This window comes from Pseudomonas sp. BNK-7, from assembly GCF_048072025.1.
Taxonomy (GTDB): Bacteria; Pseudomonadota; Gammaproteobacteria; order Pseudomonadales; family Pseudomonadaceae; genus Aquipseudomonas; species Aquipseudomonas danubii.
Genome location: NZ_CP182252.1, coordinates 4,068,221 through 4,090,596, shown reverse-complemented (window position 1 = coordinate 4,090,596; position 22,376 = coordinate 4,068,221). Strand labels below are relative to the sequence as shown.

Below are 22,376 nucleotides of genomic sequence, written 5' to 3'. Positions count from 1 at the left end.
TGAGCCCGGCGCGGCCGCCCTCGGACGGCCGCGCCCGATACACCTGACCAACGATGCCACCGTCGGCGCGGCCAGCGCCCTGCCGACGGCGACGCTGTTCGCCCGAAAGGAGCATCGCCATGTATCTCAAGCCTTTTTCCATGGTGCAACGCGGCCTCCAGGCCCTGCTGGTCTGCTGCCTGTGCACCAGCGCCCGCCTGCTCACCCGCGTGAGCATCCGGCTGTATGTTCGCGGCCTGCTGAGCGCCGTTGAAATTCGTTTTCTGCTGGGTTTCAGCGCCGCCATTACCCGCGCCTCGCTGCGGGTGGCGATCGCCTGAACCCGTCACCGACCCGGGAGCACACTCATGTCGGGCACCACACTTCTGATCAACCTGGCCGGGGCCATCGCCCTGCTGCTCTGGGGCTCGCAGATGATTTCCGGATCCCTGCTGCGCGGCTTCGGCAGCCCGCTGCGGCACTGGCTCGGACAACACCTGAACAACCGCTGGCTGGCGCTGCTGTGCGGCGTCGGCATCACCGGCGTGCTGCAAAGCAGCACCGCGGTGAGCCTGATGGCCAGCTCCTTTACCGCCGCCGGCACCCTGGGCCTGGCCCCGGCGCTGGCGGTCATGCTCGGGGCCAATATCGGCTCGACCCTGGTGGTCCAGCTGCTCAGCCTCGACCTGTCGCTGCTGGCCCCGGTACTGCTGCTGGCGGGTTTCCTGACCTTCCGCCTGCGGGACGACTCGCGCTTTGAAAGCATCGGCTGCGCGCTGATCGGCCTGGGCCTGATGCTGCTGGCCCTGGGCATGCTCGGCGCCACCCTGGGCGCGGTGGAAAGCACCCCGGTGTTCCAACTGGTGATGACCAGCCTCGACGGCGACCTGTTGCTGGCGCTGCTGGTGGCCATGCTGCTGACCTGGATGTGCCACTCCAGCGTCGCGGTGGTGCTGCTGATCGCCTCCCTGGCCGGCACCGGCCTGCTGTCGCCGGCCACCAGCATGGCCCTGGTGCTGGGGGTCAACCTCGGCGGCACCCTGCCATCCCTGCTCGGCGCCAGCGGTAACGTGGCCCGGCGCCTGCCCCTGGGCAACCTACTGGTGCGCCTGGTGGGCGTGGTCCTGGTGCTGCCGTGGATCACCGCCCTGGCCCGCCTGGACGCAGTGCAAGCCCTGGCACCGGAGTTGCTGGTGGTCTACCTGCACAGCGCCTTCAGCCTGGTCCTGGCCCTGCTGTTCATCGGCTTCACCCAGCCCCTGGGCAAACTGCTGACCCGGCTGCTGCCGGCCCCCGCCCCGGTCACCGACCCGGGCATGCCGCTGTACCTGGATCAGGCCGGCCTGGAAGTGGCCAACATCGGCCTGGCCAACGCCGCCCGCGAAGCCCTGCGCATGGCCGACATGCTTTCGAGCATGCTCGACCGGGTGCTGCAGCTGTTTCGCACCTCAAGCATCACCCATGCCGAGCAGGTGCGGCACATCGACCAGTCCCTGGACCTGCTCAGCGCGGCGATCCGCGCCTACCTGGCGGACATCGGCAAGGAAGGCATCAGCGACCAGGACGCCGACCGCTCCCAGGAAATCCTGCTGCTGGTGATCAACCTGGAGCACGCCGGCGACATTCTTTCCACCAGCCTGGCGCAATTGGCAGTAAGGCGCCTGCGCCGAGGCGAAGCCTTCTCCGAGTTCGAGCTGGGCACCCTGTACCCACTGCACCAGGAGTTGCTGGACAGCCTGAGCCTGGCCATCACCGTGTTCCTGCGCGAAGACCTGCCCACCGCCCACCAGTTGCTGGCGCGCAAGGAAAACGTGCGGCGCCTGGAAGCCGCCGCCGGCCGCGAGCACTTTCGCCAACTGCGCGAAGACCAGAGCGCCTGGGCCGAGTCCGGGGACATCTTCCAGCGCCTGCTGCGCGACTACCGCCGGGTCCACCACCACATCGCCGCCCTGGCCTACCCGGCCCTGGAGCGTGCCGGTGAGCGCGACATCGAACACGGCTACCTCAGCGAGCCCCTGGCCGAAGCGCCGGGCGCCGAGCACCCCGTGACCGGGCTCAAGGAGGACAGCCCATGCGCGTCCTGATCTGCGCCGGCCGCTACTACGCCGACAGCCGCCTGTGTCGCCGGGTCCTGGAAGCCTTCCAGCGCCTGCACGAAGTGCGGGTGGTGATCCACGGCGGCAGCCAGTTCCTCGGCGCCCACATCGAGGACTGGGCCCGGGAAACCGGGGCCCACATCGTCCGCTACCCGCCCAACTGGCAACTGCACGGCAAACACGCCGAGCGCCTGCGCAACAGCTTCATGCTGGCCGACAGCCGCCCGGACATCGTCCTCGCCCTGCCCGGCGGGGAAGACACCGAAGAGCTGCTGGCCCAGGCCCGGGTCCGCGGCATCCAGACCCTATCGGTGGACGCCCAGTAAACACCCCACGCAGCACCCACCCGCGCCGGCTCCCCAACCAAACGGTCCGGCGCCCAACAGAACGAGACCTGCCATGTCCAAGCACCGCCCACATCGCTCCTCGCGTTGCGCCTCCTGGGGCCACACCCTGCCTGCCGCGAAAAGCCGCATGCTCAAACGCAACCTGCTGTTCCTCGCCCTCACCGCCGGGGCCACCGCGACCCTGGCCCTGTGCTCCAAGGCCCAGGCCGCCGGCGGCGCCTACGTGGTGGATGACGGCGCCATCAACGCCCCCGGGGAATGCAACGTCGATGCCTGGTACCAGAGCACCCGGCATCAAGGCTCCAGCCACAACAGCGTGATCGCCCCGGCCTGCACCTTCAGCCAACTGCCCTGGGTACAAGTGGGAGCCGCGGTACAGCGCCAGCAGGCTGACGGCCAGGGCGAAACCCAGGTCAGCCCCCAGCTCAAGATCGCCCTGCTGGACCGCGCGGACCTGGGCCTGCAACTGGCCCTGGCCGGCTCCGCCCACTGGGCCCTGAACCGCCACCACAGCTTCGACGGCGGCGACCTCACCCTGCCCCTGACCTTCAGCGCCAGCGACCGCCTGCGGCTAAACCTGAATGCCGGCTGGACCCACGCCTACGACGATGGCGAGCAGAACCACCGCTGGACCTGGGGCAGCGGAGTCGAATACGACCTCATGCCGAGCCTGACCCTGATTGCCGAGCGCTACGGCCAGCGCGGCGGCGAACAAGGCTGGCAGGCTGGCCCGCGCCTGCACGTGGGCCAGCACCTTGACCTGGACCTGATCCTGGGCCAGCACCTGACCGAAGCCCGCGACCGCTGGCTGACCACCGGCGCAACCCTGCGCTTCTGAGCGCCCCATAGCGTCGCCGCCCCTGTAGCCGCTGCTGAGCCTGCGAAGCTGCGCAAAGGTCCAAAGGGCCTTGCCTGACGATCTTGGGCAGCCTCAAGATCCCCGCGTCTCCTACGGAGCCGTTCGCAGCCTGCGGCAGCGGCTACACAAAACGCGGCGAATCCTGTAGCCGCTGCCGAGCCTTAGCGAGGCTGCGCAAAGGTCCGCAGGACCTTGCCTGACGATCGCCTGCCAAACCTCTATCGATCTTGAGAACCCCGCGTCTCCTGCGGAGCCGTTCGCAGCCTGCGGCAGCGGCTACACGAAACGCGGCGAATCCTGTAGCCGCTGCCGAGCCTTAGCGAGGCTGCGAAAAGGTCCGCAGGACCTTGCCTGACGATCGCCTGCCAAACCTCTATCGTTCTTGAGAACCCTGCGGCCCTACGGGCCGTTCGCAGCCTGCGGCAGCGGCTACACGAAACGCGGCGAATCCTGTAGCCGCTGCCGAGCTTTAGCGAGGCTGCGAAAAGGCCCGCAGGGCCTTGCCTGACGATCGCCTGCCAAACCTCTATCGTTCTTGAGAACCCTGCGGCCCTACGGGCCGTTCGCAGCCTGCGGCAGCGGCTACACGAAACGCGGCGAATCCTGTAGCCGCTGCCGAGCCTTAGCGAGGCTGCGAAAAGGCCCGCAGTGCCTTGCCTGACGATCGCCTGCCAAACCTCTATCGCTGTTGAGAACCCTGCGTCCCTACGGGCCGTTCGCAGCCTGCGGCAGCGGCTACAGGGAGCAATCAGCCGGCAGTGGATGCAGGGCTTCGTCGAATTGGTCCAGGCGCGGGAAGACCAGGGGTTGGTCGTTCGCCAGGTGCTGCAGGCGTTGACGGTAGCGGTGCAGGAAATCTTCTCGGGCTTCCTGGCTGATGTAGGGCACATGCCAGGCCACGAACGGTTCCAGCACCTCGCACCCGACATAGGCCAAGGTGCCCCGCAGCAGCGGGCGCAGCATGTCCTGCAGCGGTCCATGGATCGCGCCTTCGCCAAACATGTGCTCACGTCCGCCCAGGGTCAGGGTCACCAGGGCTTTCTTGCCCACCAGCCCGCCCTGGTCATAGAAGCGCTTGCCGCCATAACACACCCCCGACACCAGCACCCGGTCGATCCAGCCCTTGAGCATGGCCGGCACCGAGAACCAGAACACCGGGAAGTTGAGGATCAACAGGTCGGCCCACAGCAGCTTGTCCAACTCGCCCTGGATGTCGGCGGCGATGCTCTGGTTCTTCACCCCCAGGCGTTGCTCCAGGGCGTACACCAGGTACTCCGGATTATCCCGGGCGGCAAAGTCGGCGGCGCTGGCCACCGGGTTCCAGTTCATGGCGTACAGGTCGCTGACCTGCACCTGGTGCCCCTGGTCCTCCAGCGTGCTGCGGGCCTGGTCGCGCAAGGCGGCGGTGAAGGATTGCGGTTCGGGGTGGGCGTGAACGATCAGTACCTTCATGAAGACTCCTCAAACGGTGGGCAAAGTGGCGGGGGCAACGCGGCGGCTCAGGCAGTGTTCGGCGCACAGGGCAATGCGCCGGCAGGCTTCGCGCAAGTCCTCCGGCTGCAGCACCAGCCCCAGGCGGATATGCCCGGCGGCGCTGGGGCCGAAGGCTTCGCCGGCCAGTACCGAGACGCCCTGCTCGTCCAGCAGGCGCTGGCTGAAGGCCTGGGCGCTGAGCCCGGTGGCGCGGATGTCGACCATGACGAACATGCCGCCATCCGGCTTCAGCGGCCGGGCGCCGAGGCAATCGGCCAGACAGTCGCAGACCAGATCCCGGCGCTGGCGGTAGGCCTCGGCCATCTCCCGCAACTGCGGCAAGGGTTGCTCCAGGGCCACGATGGCCGCGTCCTGGATGAATTCCGGCGAGCCGTAGAGCATGCACAGGGCGAGGTTTTCCAGGTGCGCGGCCAGGGCCGTCGGCGCCACCACCCAGCCCAGGCGCCAGCCGGTCATGGCGTGGGACTTGGACAGGCTGTTGAGGGTCGCGGTGCGCTCGGCCATGCCCGGCAAGCTGGCCGGGCTGACATGTTCGCCCTCGTACAGCAGCTCGCTGTAGACCTCGTCGCAGATCAGCCACAGGTCATGCTCGATGCACAGCGCCGCCAGGGCTTCCCAGGTGGCACGGGGGATGCTGGCGCCGGTGGGGTTGTGCGGGCTGTTGAGCACCAGGGCCCGGGTCTTGCCGGTGATGCGCGCCGCCACCGCCTCGGGCTGCACCCGAAAGCCGTCCTCGGCCCGCACCGGCAGCGGCACCACCTGGGCATTGCAGGCGCCGAACACCGCTTCATAGGTGACGTACATCGGCTCGGCCACGATCACTTCGTCACCCGGGTCCAGCAGGCACTGGGCCACGCTGTACAGGGCGCACTGGGCACCGGCCAGTACCACCACTTGCTCGGCCTCCACTACTTGCCCGCTGCGCTGCTGATGACGGCGGGCAATGGCCTCGCGCAAGGCGCGCTTGCCGCGCACATCGGCGTAATGGGTATGGCCGGCCTGCAGGCTGTCGATGGCCGCCTGGACGATAGGCTGGGGGGTGTCGAAATCCGGGTCGCCCACCGACAGCAACCAGACCTCTTCGCCACGTTCGCGTTTGGCCAGGGCCCGGTAATGAATGTCCCAGGCGGCGGCGCCGTCTCCGGCAATACGTTGGGTCAGTTGAGAAAAGCGCATGCTCAGGCTCCAGGCAAAAAGGGATGGTCAGCGCGCACAGGCGTGCTTGAGTTCGATCAGGCTCAGGCCGTTGCGGGCAAAGCCGTCGCGCAGTGCCTGCTGCAACTCGTCGAGGCTGGCGGGTTGGCTGACGCTGCAACCAAAGGCCCGGGCCAGGGCGGCAAAATCCGGGTTGCGCGGCAGCACGCCGATGGGCTCGATGTTCAGATCCAGCATGTCGTCGCGGATCTGCCCCAGGGCGTCGTTGTTCCACAGCAAGACCACCAGCGGGCTGTCCAGCTCCTCCACCGCCGTGGCCAGCTCCTGCACCGTGTAGAGAAAACCGCCGTCGCCCACCAGCACCAGCCCCGGACGCTCGGGGGCACCGAGCTTGGCGCCGATGCCCGCCGGCAAGCCGTAGCCGAGGGTGCCGTAGCCGGTGGGATGCAGCCAGCTGCGGGTGGCCCGGCTCGGGTACAGGTAGTTGCCGCTGTAGGCCAGCTGGGTCATGTCGCTGGCGATAAAGCCGTGTTCCGGCAGCTCGGCGGCAATGCGTTGCAGGATCGAACGGTGGATCTGTTGCAAGGGCCCCTGCCCGTTGTGCACCGCCTGACGCAGATCGGCCACCGCGTGAATCGCCGCCCCGGCTTCGGCCGGTGTGGGTGGCAAGGCCTGGAGCAAGGCATCCAGGGTGGCGCGGGCATCGCCGTTCAAGGCCACCGCGCACGGATAGAAGTCATTGAACTTGCGCGGGTCGATGTCCAGGCGCAGCAGCTCACCATTGAGCGGCAAGCGTTCGCGCCAGTAGTCGGTGTCGGCCATCTCGGTGCCCACCGCCAGCACCACATCGGCCTGGCTGATCAGCTGCCAGCCGGGCTCCACGCACAGGGTCGCCCCGGCATTGAGCGGCGCCTCGTCCGGCAGCAGGCCCTTGCCGGCGACGCTGCTGAAAAACACCGCGCCCAGGCGTGTGCTCAAGGCCCGCAACTGCTCGGCCGCATGCAGCGCGCCACCACCGGCAATGATCATCGGCCGCTTGGCGCGGCGCAGCTTGTCCGCCGCCTGCTGGATATCTGCCGCCGCGGCCGGGCCACGGGCGGGACGCCGGCGCACCTCGCCGGTCCAGTCCCGGGCGACCCTGGCCGCCAGCACATCCAGGGGCACGCTGATGTGCACCGGGCGCGGGCGCTCGCTGTCGAACACGGCAAAGGCCCGGGCGATCAGCTCTGGCAGGTCTTCCGGGCTCAGGGCCAGGGCCGAGAACGCGGTGATTGGCGCGGTGATGGCGCGCTGGTCCTGGGTTTCATGCAGCGAGCCCCAGCCCTTGCCCAGGCTGGCGCTGTGGTTGACGCTGGAAATCACCAGCAGCGGGATCGAGTCGGCATAAGCCTGGCCAATGGGCGTGGCGACGTTGGTCACCCCCGGGCCGCTGATGACGAAACACACCCCGGGCTTGCCACTGACCCGGGCGTAACCGTCGGCCATGAAGCCCGCGCCCTGCTCATGCCGGGTCAGCACATGGCGAATGCCGCTGCCGGGCAGGCCGCGATACAGCTCCAGGGTGTGCACCCCGGGAATGCCGAACACCGTGTCGACGCCGTAGCCGGCCAGCAGGCGCACCAGGGCCTGGCCACCGGTCAAGGTCTGATCGTGCATGTCTCTCTCCTCAAGCCTGGCCAAGGCGAATCAACGCATCGACCGCGACGGTGCCCTGGGCACCGACCAACAATGGGTTCACATCCAGTTCCAGCAATTGCCCGGCGTGTTCGCAGGCGTAGTCCGCCACCGCGCCGATGGCCGCCACCAGGGCATCGAGATCGGCCCGCGGGCGCCCGCGAAAGCCCTGCAGCAAGGCGGCGCTGCGCAGGCTGAGCACGGCCTGGCGGATCGCCCCTTCGGTGGTCGGCAGCAGCAGGCTGCGACTGTCCTTGAGCAATTCCACCAGCACCCCGCCGGCACCGATCACCAGGGCCAGGCCGAAGTCGTTCTCACGCTTGATGCCAACAATCAGCTCCGCCAGGGGCGGCGCGGCCATGGGCTCCAGCAGCACCCGCTCAAAGGCCACGCCCGGCGCATGCTCGGCGATCCGCGTGTGCATCAGGCGCAGGGCTGCGCCCAGGGCTTCAGGGTCCTTGAGATTGAGGGCCACCGCCCCGGCCTCGGTCTTGTGCGGCAACTGCGCGCTGACCGCCTTGAGCACCAGCGGATAACCGACCGCAGCCGCCGCGCTCAGGGCCTGCTCGGGGCTGCTCAACACCCCGTCCGGGATGCTCAGGCCGAAGCCGCGCAAGGCCTGCTTGGACTGCCACTCGTCCAGCAGCACCCCGGCACCGGGCAGGGCCTGCGGGCACAGCGGCACCAGGGCCGATTCGCCCAGGGCCAGCAACGCTGGACGCCGCTGTTGATAGGCGACGATCCGGCCCCAGGCCGCCAGGCCATCCTCCACCCCTTGCAAGGCGGGAATGCCATGGGCATGCAGACGCTCGCGGGCGCTGGCCGGCAACAGCTCGGGAAAGGCCGAGGTGACAAAACCGCGCAGGCCGTGGCGTTGCAGCGCGGCGCAGAACAGCTCCAGCAGCAGGTCGCATTCCTTGCGCTCACCGGTGAACTCGGCCGGGTAATCCAGCACCAGCATGGCGCTGTCGGCCTCGGTACGCAGGGCCGTGCCGAGCATGGCTTGCAAGGCCTGGGCATCGCCCCAGATGGCGGTGGTGAAATCCAGCGGGTTGACCAGATTGGCGTAGCCGGGCAGTACCTGGGCCAGCTCGGCGCATTGCCCGGCCGCAAGCTTGGGCAACTGCAGGCCGTTGCGCTCGGCGTAGTCGGCGATCAACCCGGCATCGCCCCCGGAACAGGCCAGGGCCATCAGCTGTGGGCCGGCCGGAAACTGCCCGCAGGAGGCGGCCTTCAAGGTCTCGACAAAACTCACCGGGCCGCTGACCCGGATCACCCCCAGACGCTGGAACAGTGCGTCGTACAGCGCGTCCGATCCCGACAGCGAACTGGTGTGACTCAAGGCCAGCTCGGCGCCGATCTGCGACACCCCGGTCTTCAGGGCGATGAGCGGAATGCTCTTCTCCAGGGCCTTGTGCGCCGCCCGGGCAAACCCTGGCACATTCTTCAGCCCTTCCAGGTGCAGGCCGATGGCGGTGACCCGGGGTTCGTCCAGCAGCACGTCCATCAGCTCGGCAATGCCCAGCTGCGCCTGATTGCCCACCGAGGCCATGTAGGCCACCGGCAGCGAGCGATCGCTCATGGACAGGTTGTAGGCAAAGTTGCCGCTCTGGGTCAGCACCGCCACGCCCCGCTCCACCGGCTTGCCACCATGGGCCACCGGCCACAGCGCGGCGCTGTGCAGGTAGTCCAGCAGGCCGTAGCAGTTGGGGCCCAGCAGCGCCATGTCGCCGGCGGCCGCAAGCAGTTGCCGTTGCAGGGCCTGGCCCTGGGCGCCGGTTTCGGCAAAGCCCGAGGCGTAGCAGATCGCCCCGCCCGCGCCCTTGGCCGCCAACGCCGCGACGCAGCTCAGGGTCAGCTCACGGTTGGTGGCGACGAACACCGCGTCCGGGCCGCAGGGCAGTTGGTCGATGCTGGCCACACAGGGCACGCCATCGAGCTCGGCATGCTGCGGGTTGACCAGCCACATGGGCCCGGCAAACCCGCCTTCGGCGCAGCGCTTGAGGGCCCGGGCCATGCTGCGCCCGCCGACAAAGGCCAGATGCCGGGGCGCCAGCAAACGCTTGAGATTGTCACGAAGAGTCTGGGACATGACGGCAGTTCTCCAGGGCGCTCAGCGCATCAGCGGCCGCAGCAGTTCACGGGAAATGATGTGGCGCTGGATCTCCGACGTGCCTTCCCAGATGCGCTCGATCCGCGCATTGCGCCAGATGCGTTCCACCGGGCCTTCGTCCATCAAACCCATGCCGCCGTAGATCTGCACCGCCTCGTCGGCCACCCGGCCCAGCACTTCACTGGCGAACAGCTTGGCCATGCCGGCCTCGCCGTCGGTCATGCTGCCCTGGTCCATCTTCCACGCGGTGTGCAGGGTCAGCAGCTCGGCGGCGCGGATCTGCGTGGCCATGTCCGCCAGCTTGAACGACACCCCCTGGTAACTGCCGATGGCCTGGCCGAACTGCTTGCGATCCGCCGCCCATTGCAGGGAGGCATCCAGGGCGCGCTGGGCCTGCCCGACGCAGTTGGCCGCCACCATCACCCGCCCGGCGGTGAGCCAGGCGTTGGCCACTTCCCAGCCCTTGCCCACCTCCCCCAGCACCTTGTTGGCCGGCACCCGGCAGTCGTCGAAGAACATCTCGAAGGTGTGGTAGCCCCGGTTGCTCACGCACTTGGGGCCACGGCGGATAGTCAGGCCCGGGGTGTCGCGGTCCACCAGGAACGCGGTCACCGCGTTGCGCTGGCGGCCGTTGTGCTCATAGGTGCCGGTGACCGCAAAGACAATGGCGAAATCCGCATGCCCGGCGTGGCTGATGAAATGCTTGCTGCCGTTGAGCACGAAGTCGCCAGCGTCACGCACGGCGCGGGTCTTGATCGCATTGGCATCGGAACCGGCGCCGGGTTCGGTCAGCGCAAAGCAGTCGACCTTGCGCCCCTGCACACAGGGCAGCAGGTAGTCGCCGATCTGCGAGCCGGTGCAGGCCATGAGGATTTTCGAAGGCCGGGCAACGAACACATGCAGGGCCCAGGAACACTTGGCCAGCTCGCGCTCGATCAGCGCCTGGGACAGGTAATCCAGGCCACCGCCGCCCACCTCCTCCGGCATGTTGAAGGCATAGAAACCGGCGGCGATGGCCTTGCTGCGGATCTCCCCGGCGAGGTCGGCGCTGACCTCATCGGCGCGGTCCACCGCCTCTTCGTGGGGCAGCAACTCCTTGCTGACAAAACTGCGAACCGCGTCCACCAGCATTTCTTGTTCTTGGCTGAGTTGGAAATTCATGGCGCTACCTGTGAGTGAGTGACGGTGCAAAAAAACCAGTGATCGGGCAGGACGGCCTGCCGAAAATCTCCTTCCCGCAGGAGCCGGCCTGCTGGCGAAGAGGCCCTTGAATGAGGCGCTGTTCTTGCGGGCGCCTTCGCCGGCAAGCCGGCTCCTACAAAATGGGCGCATGGCCCTGGGGCCCTTTCGCCGGCAAACGGAGCGCCGCCCGGCCGCTCCTACATGCCCTGGAAACGTGGCGGGCGTTTTTCCGTGGCGGCGCGCAGGGCTTCGGCGCCATCGGCGCTGCGCCCGCACAGCAGGCCGGCGGCCAGCTCGGCCGCCAACTGCTGCGGCAAACTGCGCTCGGCCCCCTGGCGGATCAGCTTCTTGGTCTGGGCAAAGGCAAAGGTCGGGCCCGCCGCCAAGCGCGCCGCCAACTCGCCGACGTTGCCGATCAGTTGCTCGTCGGCGCACACCTCACCGACCAACCCGGCGGCCAGGGCCCGTTCGGCGCTCCACAACTCATCGAGAAACAGCAGGCGCTTGGCCTGTTCACTGCCGATCAGGCGCGGCAAGTGCCAACTGGCCCCGGCGTCCGGCGAGTAGGCCATGCTGGTGTAGCCGGCCTTGAACCGCGCCGACTGCGCCGCCACCCGCAGATCGCAGCACAGACTCAGGTCCATGCCCGCGCCCACCGCAGTGCCGTTGATGGCGGCGATGGTGGGTTTGTCCAGGCTGTGCAGGCGGGTCATCAAGGCGTGGGCGGTTTCGGTCCAGCCGTAGCTTTCCAGGGCGCCGCGGGCTTCGGCTTCGGCCCACTCCGCCAGGTCGGCACCGGCGCAGAAACTGCGGCCGCTGCCGGTGAGTACCACGGCTCGGACGCTGGGGTCGCTGTTGCAGGTGTCCAGCAGGCTGTGCAGCGCTTTGAGGGTCGGGATGTCCAGGGCGTTGCGTTGCGCCGGGCGGTTGAGGGTGATCCAGGCTACGCCGGCTTCGATCCGGCTGAGCAGCGACGATGAAAGGGTCATGGGCGTCCTCGAATTATTGTGGTTGGCGTGAGGGGGTGGCTTGAGGGTGATACTAAACGAGTGTTCAACAAGGCGGCAATTGGGGGGCTTGGGGGGAGTTTTGGTCGATTTTTTGAAGTATCCCTTTGTTTTTATTAGGTAAAAATCTGGGCATTGGGGGGTTGTTGCGTGGGGGTTGTTACAACTTCGAACAAGCCTCGACAAAAGGGGGGTTGGGGGAGGTTTTTGTGGTGAGGGAGCTTGCTCCCGCTCGGGTGGGTGGCGGCCGTAAACCTGAGGGGGCGGTCTGATTGGTGGGCATATCCGTTGCTGCGGGTTTGGTTGCTGGCGGTTTCGCTTTTACAGCGAGTGGGACGGGGTACATATCCATTCGTGCGGGTGCGGCCGCTGGCGGTTTCGCTCTTACAGCGAGTCACTTTGGAAAGAGCCCAAAGTAACCAAAGGCTCTTGCCCCTCCACTCGGTGCCTCGCCTAGGCTCGGCATGCCCTCACTCCGGCATTGATCCGTGGGCCGCCGCCACCGGCCATCCATGGCCGGGTGGCGGCTAACCCGGCATCCCTGCCGGGTTACCCACGGCTCAATGCCTGCGTTCGGCCATCGTGGTTAATGGGGCGTTCAGATCAAGATCAAAATCAACAGCAAGATCAAAATCTGACGGCGGCCTACCGGCCGGCCTGTTTCATCGCCGTTCGCGTTAATGTAGCCGCTGCCGAAGGCTGCGACCGGCTCCGCAGGAGACGCTAAACCTGCCTCCCCGATATTCCTGACCTATCGCGCCGCCTGGTTTTGCGAGCGCGAGCGCTCGTTCGCAGCCTTCGGCAGCGGCTACAAGGAGCCGGCCTGCGCACCTTGGCTTTGGCTTTGGCTTTTGATCTTGATCTTGATCTTCCGGCCCCTTCCCAGCCGGCCGAGCGCAGGCGTTGCGTAGGGGGCAGCTCGGCATGGATGCCGAGCTAGCCGCCACCCGGCCATGGATGGCCGGTTGGCGGCGGGCCCCCGGAGCAATGCCGGAGAGAGGGAACCCCGAGCCCCAGCGAGGGGCCCATGGAGGGGCAAGCGTTTTTTGGTTCCTTTTTTTGGCGTTTGAAAAAAAGGGACTCGCCGTAAGGGCGAAACCCTAAGTGGCCGTACCCGCAGGAACGGATATGTACCCAACCCCCGCTGTAAGAGCGAAACCCTAAGCAGCCGAGACCGCAGCAACGGATATGCCCCCCACTCCCCGCCATAAAAGCAAAACCACCAACGGCCATACCCGCAGGAATGGATATGTACCCCACCCCGCTAGCCGCAAAGGCCAGCGAAGGCACCCACCCAGACGCTGCACATCTGACGAGCCCCTCCGCCGGCAAACCAACCCCTACACCGCCGCTACAGGTTGCAACTGACGCTTGCGCTGCATCAGGTAATAAGCGCCATAGCACAGAGCAATAAACCCCGCCCCCCAATACAACGACGGCCGCTGGGTTTCATCCAGCGCCAAAAACACAAACAACGAGCTGCACAGCACGATGCACAACAACGGCACCAGCGGAAACCATGGCGCGCGGTACTTGAGCTGCTCCAGTTGCCCCCCATCACGCAGGAACTGGCGACGAAAGCGGTACTGGGCCAGGGCAATCACGATCCAGGTCACAGTGCCAGCCATGCCGCTCACAGCCATCAGCACCATGAACAGGGTGTCGGCAGCGATAAAGCTGGTCATCAGCGAGATCAGGGCAAAGCACAGGGTGATGAACAGGGCCCGCAGGGGCACGCCCTGTTTGCTCAGGGGCGACAGGGCCTTGGGCGCCATGCCGGATTTGGACATGGCCCAGAGGATGCGCGTGGAGGCATACAGCCCGGAGTTGCCCACCGAAAGAATCGCCGTGAGGATCACGAAGTTCATCAGGTCGGCGGCATAGGGAATGCCCACCATGTCGAACACCTGGACAAAGGGGCTTTCCACCAGCCCGGCCTGCTGCCAGGGAATGATCGCCGCCAGCACCATCACTGCCAGGACGTAGAAGATCAGCACCCGGAACACCACGTTGCGCACGGCCTGCGGGATGCTTTTTTCCGGCTGGTCGGTTTCGCCAGCGGCCACGCCCATGATCTCGCAGCCCTGGAAGGCGTAGACCACGGTCATCATCACCGCGAACACCGCCGGCAGGCCGTTGGGGAACAGGGAGTCGCCCTTGAGGTTGTCGAACATCGGCGCCGGGGCGCCGCTGGGCAGGTCGATGACGCCGAAGATCACCAGCGCGCCGACCACGATAAAGCTCAGGATCGCCAGCACCTTGACCCCGGCGAACCAGTATTCGGCCTCGCCAAAGGCGCGGGTGGCCAGGGCGTTGATGCCGAACAGCAAGGCCACGAACAGCGCCGACCAGTACCAGATCGGCACGTCGGGGAACCAGCGCTGCATCAGCATGCCGGCGGCGGTGAACTCCAGGCCCACGGTGGTGGCCCAGCTCATCCAGTAGACCCAGCCGATCATGAAACCGGTGGCCGGGCCGATGTATTTCGTGGCATGGGCCTGGAACGAACCAGACACCGGCATCTGCACCGACAGCTCGCCGAGGCAGACCATCACCAGGTACATCAGGAACCCGGCCACCAGATACGAGAGGATCGCCCCCCAGGGCCCGCCCTGGTTGATGGTGACCCCGGAGCCCATGAACAGCCCGGTGCCGATCACCCCGCCCAGGGACAGCATGAAAATGTGCCGGCTCTTCAGCGAGCGCGTCAGGTGTATGCCTTTACGTTCAGTGGTGGTTGTCATGGCGCACCTCAGCAGTCGGTAAGGCGCAGGGCGCGGGTCGAGGGGGTGCGGCGGGAGGCGGAAGCAGCTTGCAGGCGTTTCATTATTATTATCTCCAATAAGCTTCGAAGACCGCGGCGGGCGCGGTTCAAGCGATTATTGGAAAGCCATGTAAGTTCGGATTGAACGCCAGGATCGAAGATGTAAAAAGTCGTAAGGATTTTGTACGTCAGGCCGCCAACAGCTGTTGCAGCAAGGCCCGGGACTGCTGCCAGGACGCTTGCAGATCTGCCGCCAGGGCCGCCAGCGTCGGGCGATCGGCCTGCTCTGCCGCACCTTCCAACTCCCGCAGCACTCGGGCCAGGGCGCAGAAGCCCAGGGAGTCGGCGCTGCCCGCCAGGCGATGGGCCAGGTGCAGGACTTCGGTGCAGTCTTCGGCGGCCAGGGCGTCGGCCAGCCGTGGCCGTTGCTGATCCAGGGCATCGGCCAGGACCTGGAGCAGGCTGTGCAATTTCTGCTCGCCCAGCAGGCTGCGATGGGTGTCCAGCACGCTCTGATCGAGCAAGCCTTGCCGGGTGTCGGCCGGCGGCACCTGGACCTGCCCGGCCAGCACCTGCCGCAGGCTGGCCAGCTGCAACGGTTTGCCGAGAATGCCCTGCATGCCGGCCTGCAGATAACCGCGCACCAGCGACGGCTGCACGCTGGCAGTGAGGGCGAAGATTCGCGCCTGCCGATTGGGCCCGGGGCGGCGGCGGATTTCCCGACACAGCTCGACCCCACTGATGCCGGGCAGGTGCACATCCAGCAGCAACAGGTCGAAGGCCTGCTGCCGGCACAGGGCCAGGGCGCTTTCACCGTCTTGCGCCAGCCACACTTGATGGCCGTCACGCTCGAGCAGGCCGCTGGCCACTTCGCGGTTCAGGGCCACGTCTTCCACCACCAGGATGTTCAAAGCCTGCATCGGCAACTCAAGCGCGGGCACCGACAAGGGTTCCTGGCCGATGCCCAACGCCAGTTCGAACCAGAAACAACTGCCCTGCCCCAGCTCGCTGTCCACACCGATGCGCCCGTCCAGTTGCTGCAGCAGGTGCTTGCAGATGGCCAGTCCCAGGCCGGTGCCGCCATAGCGCCGGGTCACCTCGTCACTGGCCTGGACGAAACGCTCGAAGATCTTCTCGCGCATCGACGCGGCAATGCCGATGCCGTTGTCGCACACGCAGCAGCGCAGGCGCTGGCCCTCGGCGCTGCTGTGCAGCACCTGCACCTCGACCCGCACCCAGCCGTCTTCGGTAAAACGAATGGCGTTGGCCAGCAGGTTGCTCAGCACCTGGCGCAAGTACTGCTCGGCGCCCTGCTGACGCGGCGCCAGTTGTTCGTCGATGTGCAATTCCAAACGGGTGCGGTTGGCCTCGGCCCGGGGCTGCAACAAGGTGGTGACTTCTTCCAGCAACTGACGCAGGGAGAAGTCCCGCAGTTCCGGGCGGCTTTCGCCCTCTTCCAACCGGGCAAAGGACAGCACTTGGTTGAGGATGCTCAGCAGGCCCTCCCCGGCTTGATGCAAGGCCTGCAAGCGCTGGCGGTCCTGCTGATCCAAAGGCGCCTGACGCAGCAGTTCGGCCATGCCGAGGATGCCGTTCAACGGGGTGCGCAGTTCATGGCTCATGGTCGCCAGAAAGCGCGACTTGGCCAGGTTGGCGGCTTCGGCCTCGTCCTTGGCGTGCATCAGGCTGGCGGTGCGGCGCTGGACCATTTTCTGCAATTCGTCGCGTTTGTCCTGCAAGGCCAGGCGGTCGGCTTCACGGCGCTGCACATCGTCGAGCACCGCCCGGCGCATGTCGTCCAGGGCCCGGGCCACGGTGTCGATCTCGTCGCCGCCGGGGCGCTGGCGCTTGTCCAGGTGCAGGGGCTCATGCAGCTCGCCGGCGGCCACGCGCCGGGCGAAGTCGGCCATCACTTGCAGGTGCCGGGTCACCAGCCGATAGAACAGCCCGGACAAGGCCACCGCCAGCCCGCAAAGAAACACGCTCATCCACAACAGGCTGGCCAGCCCGGTGGCGTACAGGCGCCGGTACACCGCCCCCAGATCGGTGCTGACCTGCAACTCGCCGAGCTGGCGCAAGGGCCCGGACGGCGGTTGATAGCTCAAGGGAAAACGCTCGACCCGCAGCGGCCCGATCAGCTCGGTGCTGCCCTGCTGCAAGTCGAAATCGTTGCTGATCAGGTGCACCCGGGCCACGTCGGAAAAGTCCACCAGCCCCTGCAACTGCACGGTCAGTTGCTCCTGGTTGAGGTCCCACAGGTTGCGTTCCAGGCTGCCCAGGTAACCGGCGCGGATCAGCTCCATGCGGCTGTCGATCTCGCGCATTTCCCGGCGGTATTCGAAGTACAGCTGCACGCTGCTGGCGAGCACGGTGAAGCACAGGCTGAACAGCAAAATAAACAGCAGCAGGCGGCGCAACAGGCCGGCGGAACGCAGCGGGATCATGGCGCCGTTCCCCGTTGCGCCTTGAGCATGGCGCGGTAGTCGTCCTGGCTTTGCGCCAGCCAGCGCTGCACCGCGCCGCTGTCCACCTGCTGCTGCAACCGCGCGTCGATCTCGGCCATGCGCGGCGCCAGGGGCGAATGGCGCGACACCGCCAGGCGCAGGTAGTCGACGCTCAACGCCTGGGGCAAGGCGACTATGTCCTCGGCCCCCGGCAGTTGCTCGATGAACAGCTGCCCGGTGCGCCGTTCATGGGGGATGAAATCGATGCGCTGGCGGATCAGCTTGCCGAAGTTCTGCTGGCTGCTGGAGACCCATTCGATGTTGCCGTGCTGCACCACTTCGCGGTCGAAATCCTGGCCGTAGCTCTCGCCGAACAGCAGGCCGCCGCGATAGGCGCGCAAGTCCTGCAAGTGGTTGAAACGCGGCAGCTGGCGGCGGTTGACGAACAGCGCGACTTCTTCGCGCAGCACCGGCACCCGGGAAAACAGCAGGTCCTGCTGGCGCTGGCTGGTGCTGTAGGCCAGCACCACATCCACCTGGCCGGCGGCGGCATCCAGCAGGCAGCGTTTCCAGTTGCCCAGCACCACCACCTGCACCTGATACCCCAGGTCCCCCAGCACCTGACGCACCAGGGTCGGCGCCAGTCCGCGCACCTGCTGGCCGTCGCTCCAGGAAATCGGCGGGTACACCGGGTAGTCGCAATAGCGCAGCACGGGTTGGGGTTCAGCGAACGTCGGGCCGGCCGGCAGGATCAAGCACAGGCTCAGGCACAGGCCCAGTGCGCGACGCGGCAATTCAGGCGGCCACGCTGGCGGTGAACAGGTAACCGGCACCGTGGATGGTGATGATCAGCTCCGGCTCGGCCGGGTCGTCGTGCAGCTTGCGCCGCAGGCGGCCCACCAGCACGTCGATGGAACGGTCGCTGGGCACCCATTCGCGGTTGCGGATCTGGTCCATCAACTGGTCGCGGCTCAGGGTGTGGCCGCTGTTGCGCAGGAACACGCTGAGCAACTGGTACTCACCGTGGGTCAGCAGGGTTTCGCCGCCGCGCGGGTCGATCAGCCGGCGGCGGTCGGTGTCCAGGGCCCAGTCGGCGAACTGCTTGACCGGGCTCGGGCAGCCGGCCTGGGGCTGGGACTGGCGCGCATGGCGCACCCGCCGCACCAGGTTCTTGGCCCGGGACACCAGCTCGCGGGGGTTGAGGGGTTTGATCACGTAGTCGTCGGCGCCGCATTCCAGGCCGACGATGCGGTCGATGTCGTCGTTGCGCCCGGTGATCAGGATGATCCCCACTTCCGAGCGCACCCGCAGCTCGCGGGTCAGGGTCAGGCCGTCCTTGCCCGGCAGGCGGATGTCCAGCATCAGCAGGTCCACCGTGTGCTGGCCGAGAAAGCTCTCCGCCTGCTCCGCGGTGGCGGCGCAATGCACGTCGTAGCCTTCCTGAGAGAGATAAGCCTGAAGCAGTTCGCGAATCAGCGGATCGTCGTCGACGATCAAAACCCGAGGAGTCATCGCCTGTTTCCTGATTATTTTTATTGGAAAAGGAACCCTGTGCGCAGCAGCCTAGCCATTACTGAACAACCGATCAACAACCCTATGTCGGCCTGACGAAACCGCGCCCCCGGCTGGCCAGCAGCCCCTCGACCCAGGCTTCACAGATCTGCACGCCCTGCTGCGGGCTGAAGGTCCCGGGGTTGAGCCCGGACTCCAGCCACAGGCCGTCGAGCAAGGCGCTGAGGCTGATGGCCGCCAGGTCGGCGTCGAAGCGTTCCCAGCCCTGCTCCCCGGCCAGCCGGGTCAGCAGGCTGGCCAGCTCGTTGCGGTACTCGCCGTAGGAATGTTCATGGGCCAGATTGATCGCCTCGGCGGTCTTCACCGCGCCCCAGAACGCCAGCCAGGCGTCCAGCAGCTTCGGGTCCAGCAGTTCGGCGCAGAACGAGGCGCGAAAGAACGCCGACAACCGCTCCCGGGGATCGGGCGCGGCCTGCTCCATGGCCTCGCGCAGCAGGTTCATGACCCGCCCGGTGACCGCCCGATAGGCCTGGGCCACCAACTCGTCCTTGCCGGCGTAGTGGTGACTGATCAGCCCCACCGACACCCCGGCCTCGGCGGAAATCTTGCGGATCGACGCCCCCTGAAAACCGTGGCGCTTGAGGCACGTCAGGGTCGCCTCGATCAGCTCGGCCTTGCGCAGGTCGGGTTCCAAACGGGAAAAGCGCGCTTCCTGGCTCATGGGGCGGGTTCCTTGGACAGTGGCCGGACGGCGAAAACTGAACGACTGTACAACAGGCCTTCCGTAGCGATCCAGCGATTGCGCGACCGCCAGCCGCACCGCTTCCTGTGGCCGCTGCCGCAGGCTGCGAACGAGTTGGGCGGCATTCCGTCGTAGGGACGCAAAGATCCTGCGGGCGCCAAAGGTTCGGCTGAAGATCGTCAAGCAAGGCCCTGCGGGCCTTGTCGCAGCTTCGCCAGGGCTCAGCAGCGGCTACACATGACAAAGCCGGGAGCACCGTGACAAAAACAACAAACGGCACGGTCCCTGTAGCCGCTGCCGCAGGCTGCGCACGGCCCGCAGGGACGCAACGATCGTGAAGACGACACAAGTTCGGCTGAAGATCGTCAAGCAAGGCCCTGCGGGCCTTTTCGCAGCTTCGCCAGGGCTCAGCAGCGGCTACACATGACAACGCCGGGAGCACCGTGACAAAAACAACAAACGGCGCGGTCCCTGTAGCCGCTGCCGCAGGCTGCGCACGGCCCGCAGGGACGCAAAGATCGTGAAGACGACACAAGTTCGGCTGGAGATCGCCAAGCAAGGCCCTGCGGGCCTTTTCGCAGCTTCGCCATGGCTCAGCAGCGGCTACACATGACAAAGCCGGGAGCACCGTGACAAAAACAACAAACGGCGCGGTCCCTGTAGCCGCTGCCGCAGGCTGCGCACGGCCCGCAGGGACGCAACGATCTTGAAGACGACACAAGTTCGGCTGGAGATCGTCAAGCAAGGCCCTGCGGGCCTTTTCGCAGCTTCGCCAGGGCTCAGCAGCGGCTACACATGACAAAGCCGGGAGCACCGTGACAAAGACAACAAACGGCGCGGTCCCTGTAGCCGCTGCCGCAGGCTGCGCACGGCCCGCAGGGACGCAACGATCGTGAAGACGACACAAGTTCGGCTGGCGATCGCCAAGCAAGGCCCTGCGGGCCTTTTCGCAGCTTCGCCAGGGCTCAGCAGCGGCTACAGGTAGATACAAAACCAGGTGTGGTCAGGCGCGGTAGTCGGGGGCGATGCGCTCAAGCAGGCGCAGCAGCGCCGCCCAGGCCAGTTGCATGGCGTCCGGGTCGTTGAGTTCGCCTTCCTGCAGTGGCCGGCCCGGGTCGTTGAATTGGCGTTCGGTGTGGGCGCAGACCGCGTCCGGCGGCAGGACGATCTCCCCCGCCGCCTGGGCCGCCAGCTGGATCTCGCAGGCTTTCTCCAGGTAGTACATGCGCAAAAACGCCTGGCTCACGGTTTCGCCCACGGTGAGCAGGCCATGGTTGCGCAGCATCAGCACGCTCTTGTCCCCCAGGTCAGCCACCAGTCGTTGCTGTTCGCCCAGGTCCAGGGCCACTCCTTCGTAGTCGTGGTAGGCCACGCGGCCATAGAACTCCATGGAGATCTGGTTCACCGGCAGCAAGCCGCATTTAAGCGCCGCCACCGCGCAACCGGCCTTGGTGTGGGTGTGCAGCACGCATTGGGCGTCTTCGCGGGCGCCATGAATCGCGCTGTGAATCACGAAACCCGCCGGGTTCACCGGGTACGGCGACGGCTCCACCGCCTCGCCGTTGAGGTCGATCTTCACCAGGTTGGAGGCGGTGATTTCCTCGAACATCAGGCCGTAGGGGTTGATCAGAAAGTGATGCTCGGGCCCGGGCAGGCGCACCGAGATGTGGGTGAAGATCAGGTCGGTCATGCGAAAGTGCGCGATCAGCCGGTAGCAGGCCGCCAGCTCTTCGCGCAGGCGCTGTTCGGTGGCGCTGCGCTCGGCGTTGGCGTGGGGGCTGGGAGCGATATTGTTCATTGTTGGAGTCCTCCAGGCGGGTGGGTGGGGCAATCTGGGCGGGCAAACAATAGGACCGGACGCCCGCAGGCGTCCAGCCCGGTGCGCTTACTTGCTGGCCCAGGCGTTGAAGCGCTCTTCCAGCTCTTCGCCATGATCGACCCAGAACTCCACGTTCATCGCCAGGGCGTCCTTGAGGTTCTGTTCCGAGGTCGGCACCCACTGCGCCAGGGCCGGGTCGAGCTTGGCCGCGGCCAGGGTGTTGGTCGGGCCATAGGGGATCTGCTTGACGTAGTCGACCTGGACCTCGGGGCGGTTGGCGAAGGCGATGAAACGCTTGGCCTGATCCACGTGTTTCGAGCCCTTGATGATCGCCCAGTAGTCCATGCCGTACAGGCTGCCGGGCCAGACCACTGCCAGCGGCGCGCCGGCCTGGGCGGCCACGGCGATGCGGCCGCTGTAGGTCGAGGTCATCACCACATCACCGGCGGCCAGCCACTGCCCCGGCTGGGCCCCGGCTTCCCACCACTGGATGTAGGGCTTGAGTTCGGTCAGCTTGGCGAAGGCCCGCTCCACCCCTTGCGGCGTGGCCAGGACCTTGTACACGTCCTCGACCTTGACCCCATCGGCCATCAGCGCGAACTCCAGGTTGTACACCGCGCGCTTGCGCAGGCCGCGCTTGCCGGGGAACTGCTTGACGTCCCAGAAATCCGCCCAGGACGCCGGGGCCTTGGCCAGCTTGTTGCGGTCGTAGGCGATGGCCACGCTCCACACCAGCACCGCCGAACCGCAGGGCTGGGCGGCGTCGGCAATCAACTGCTCGGCACGGCCCAGGGCCTTCCAGTCCAGGGGCTCGTACATGCCCTCCTCGCAGCCGCGCATCAGGTCCGGGCCTTCGATCTGCACCAGGTCCCAATCGACGTTGCCGGTGTCGACCATGACCTTGATCCGGGCCATTTCGCCGTTGTACTCGCTCTGGATCAGCTTGCTGCCATCGGCCTTGCTGAAGGGTTGGAACAACGCCACATCCTGGGCTTTTTGTCCGGCTCCGCCGTACGCCACGACCACCATGTCGGGGGCTGCCTGGGCAGTGCCCTGGCCCAGGGACAAACCCAGGGCCAGGCTCAGGGCCAGGAAAGAACAACCGTGCTTGCGGGTGAGCGCTTTCATCTGTGAATCCTCGTCGCGGTGCCACACCAGCAGGCGCCGGCACGGCCCTTTTTTATTGTTG

General features: G+C 66.6%; 17 protein-coding genes. 4 read left to right on the top strand and 13 right to left on the bottom strand.

All coding sequences use genetic code 11. The features are described 5' to 3' along the window. The first annotated feature begins 119 nt into the window (after positions 1-119). The 4 genes from ACMGF8_RS19105 (at position 120) to ACMGF8_RS19090 (ending at position 3,260) form a co-directional block, all read left to right on the top strand. Entirely contained in the window at positions 120-320 is a 201-nt protein-coding gene (locus ACMGF8_RS19105) for a hypothetical protein (RefSeq protein ID WP_102864539.1), read from the top strand. A gap of 27 nt (positions 321-347) precedes the next feature. After that, positions 348-2,063, top strand: coding sequence for a Na/Pi cotransporter family protein (locus ACMGF8_RS19100; RefSeq protein ID WP_207167748.1), 1,716 nt, complete (start codon positions 348-350; stop codon positions 2,061-2,063). After that, positions 2,051-2,401 carry a DUF2493 domain-containing protein gene (locus ACMGF8_RS19095; protein ID WP_060839003.1) on the top strand — a complete coding sequence of 117 codons (351 nt, stop codon included), beginning with the start codon at positions 2,051-2,053 and terminating at the stop codon, positions 2,399-2,401. Before ACMGF8_RS19100 ends, ACMGF8_RS19095 begins: the two co-directional genes overlap by 13 nt. A gap of 73 nt (positions 2,402-2,474) precedes the next feature. Beyond that, complete coding sequence (locus ACMGF8_RS19090) at positions 2,475-3,260, top strand: hypothetical protein (RefSeq protein ID WP_207167746.1); 786 nt, start codon at positions 2,475-2,477, stop codon at positions 3,258-3,260. A 756-nt stretch (positions 3,261-4,016) separates the two neighbouring features. On the opposite strand, the gene ACMGF8_RS19085 is transcribed toward ACMGF8_RS19090, so the two are convergent. The 13 genes from ACMGF8_RS19085 to ACMGF8_RS19025 all read right to left on the bottom strand — a co-directional run bounded on the left by ACMGF8_RS19085 (position 4,017) and on the right by ACMGF8_RS19025 (position 22,315). After that, a complete protein-coding gene (locus tag ACMGF8_RS19085; protein WP_416756964.1) occupies positions 4,017-4,733 on the bottom strand; it encodes an NAD(P)H-dependent oxidoreductase in 717 nt (238 codons plus the stop codon). A gap of 9 nt (positions 4,734-4,742) precedes the next feature. After that, on the bottom strand, positions 4,743-5,951 hold the full coding sequence (locus tag ACMGF8_RS19080; protein WP_305949366.1) for a pyridoxal phosphate-dependent aminotransferase: 1,209 nt from the start codon (positions 5,949-5,951) through the stop codon (positions 4,743-4,745). A gap of 27 nt (positions 5,952-5,978) precedes the next feature. Then, on the bottom strand, positions 5,979-7,586 hold the full coding sequence (locus ACMGF8_RS19075; RefSeq protein WP_305949365.1) for a 5-guanidino-2-oxopentanoate decarboxylase: 1,608 nt from the start codon (positions 7,584-7,586) through the stop codon (positions 5,979-5,981). Positions 7,587-7,596: 10 nt separating this feature from the next. After that, on the bottom strand, positions 7,597-9,696 hold the full coding sequence (locus tag ACMGF8_RS19070) for an acetate--CoA ligase family protein (protein WP_416756963.1): 2,100 nt from the start codon (positions 9,694-9,696) through the stop codon (positions 7,597-7,599). A gap of 21 nt (positions 9,697-9,717) precedes the next feature. Then, positions 9,718-10,878: an acyl-CoA dehydrogenase family protein gene (locus tag ACMGF8_RS19065; protein ID WP_129405962.1), complete on the bottom strand. Its 1,161-nt coding sequence runs from the start codon at positions 10,876-10,878 to the stop codon at positions 9,718-9,720. A 218-nt stretch (positions 10,879-11,096) separates the two neighbouring features. Beyond that, positions 11,097-11,888: an enoyl-CoA hydratase/isomerase family protein gene (locus ACMGF8_RS19060; protein ID WP_060843407.1), complete on the bottom strand. Its 792-nt coding sequence runs from the start codon at positions 11,886-11,888 to the stop codon at positions 11,097-11,099. Positions 11,889-13,246: 1,358 nt separating this feature from the next. Then, positions 13,247-14,650: an amino acid permease gene (locus ACMGF8_RS19055; RefSeq protein ID WP_416756962.1), complete on the bottom strand. Its 1,404-nt coding sequence runs from the start codon at positions 14,648-14,650 to the stop codon at positions 13,247-13,249. A gap of 208 nt (positions 14,651-14,858) precedes the next feature. Beyond that, entirely contained in the window at positions 14,859-17,114 is a 2,256-nt protein-coding gene (locus ACMGF8_RS19050) for an ATP-binding protein (RefSeq protein ID WP_207167734.1), read from the bottom strand. Continuing rightward, positions 17,111-17,908, bottom strand: a complete 798-nt coding sequence (locus tag ACMGF8_RS19045) for a substrate-binding periplasmic protein (RefSeq protein WP_207167732.1) — start codon at positions 17,906-17,908, stop codon at positions 17,111-17,113. Before ACMGF8_RS19045 ends, ACMGF8_RS19050 begins: the two co-directional genes overlap by 4 nt. A gap of 1 nt (position 17,909) precedes the next feature. Next, the gene (locus tag ACMGF8_RS19040; protein WP_060838992.1) at positions 17,910-18,626 is read right to left on the bottom strand and encodes a response regulator; all 717 of its coding nucleotides are present in this window, start codon (positions 18,624-18,626) and stop codon (positions 17,910-17,912) included. A gap of 82 nt (positions 18,627-18,708) precedes the next feature. Further along, on the bottom strand, positions 18,709-19,347 hold the full coding sequence (locus tag ACMGF8_RS19035) for a TetR family transcriptional regulator C-terminal domain-containing protein (protein ID WP_060838991.1): 639 nt from the start codon (positions 19,345-19,347) through the stop codon (positions 18,709-18,711). Positions 19,348-20,371: 1,024 nt separating this feature from the next. Beyond that, positions 20,372-21,166 (bottom strand): class II aldolase/adducin family protein, encoded by a 795-nt coding sequence (locus ACMGF8_RS19030; protein WP_207167730.1) that lies wholly within the window; start codon positions 21,164-21,166, stop codon positions 20,372-20,374. 87 nt (positions 21,167-21,253) lie between these two features. Next, positions 21,254-22,315, bottom strand: a complete 1,062-nt coding sequence (locus tag ACMGF8_RS19025) for an ABC transporter substrate-binding protein (RefSeq protein ID WP_129406772.1) — start codon at positions 22,313-22,315, stop codon at positions 21,254-21,256. Between the last annotated feature and the right edge of the window lie 61 nt (positions 22,316-22,376).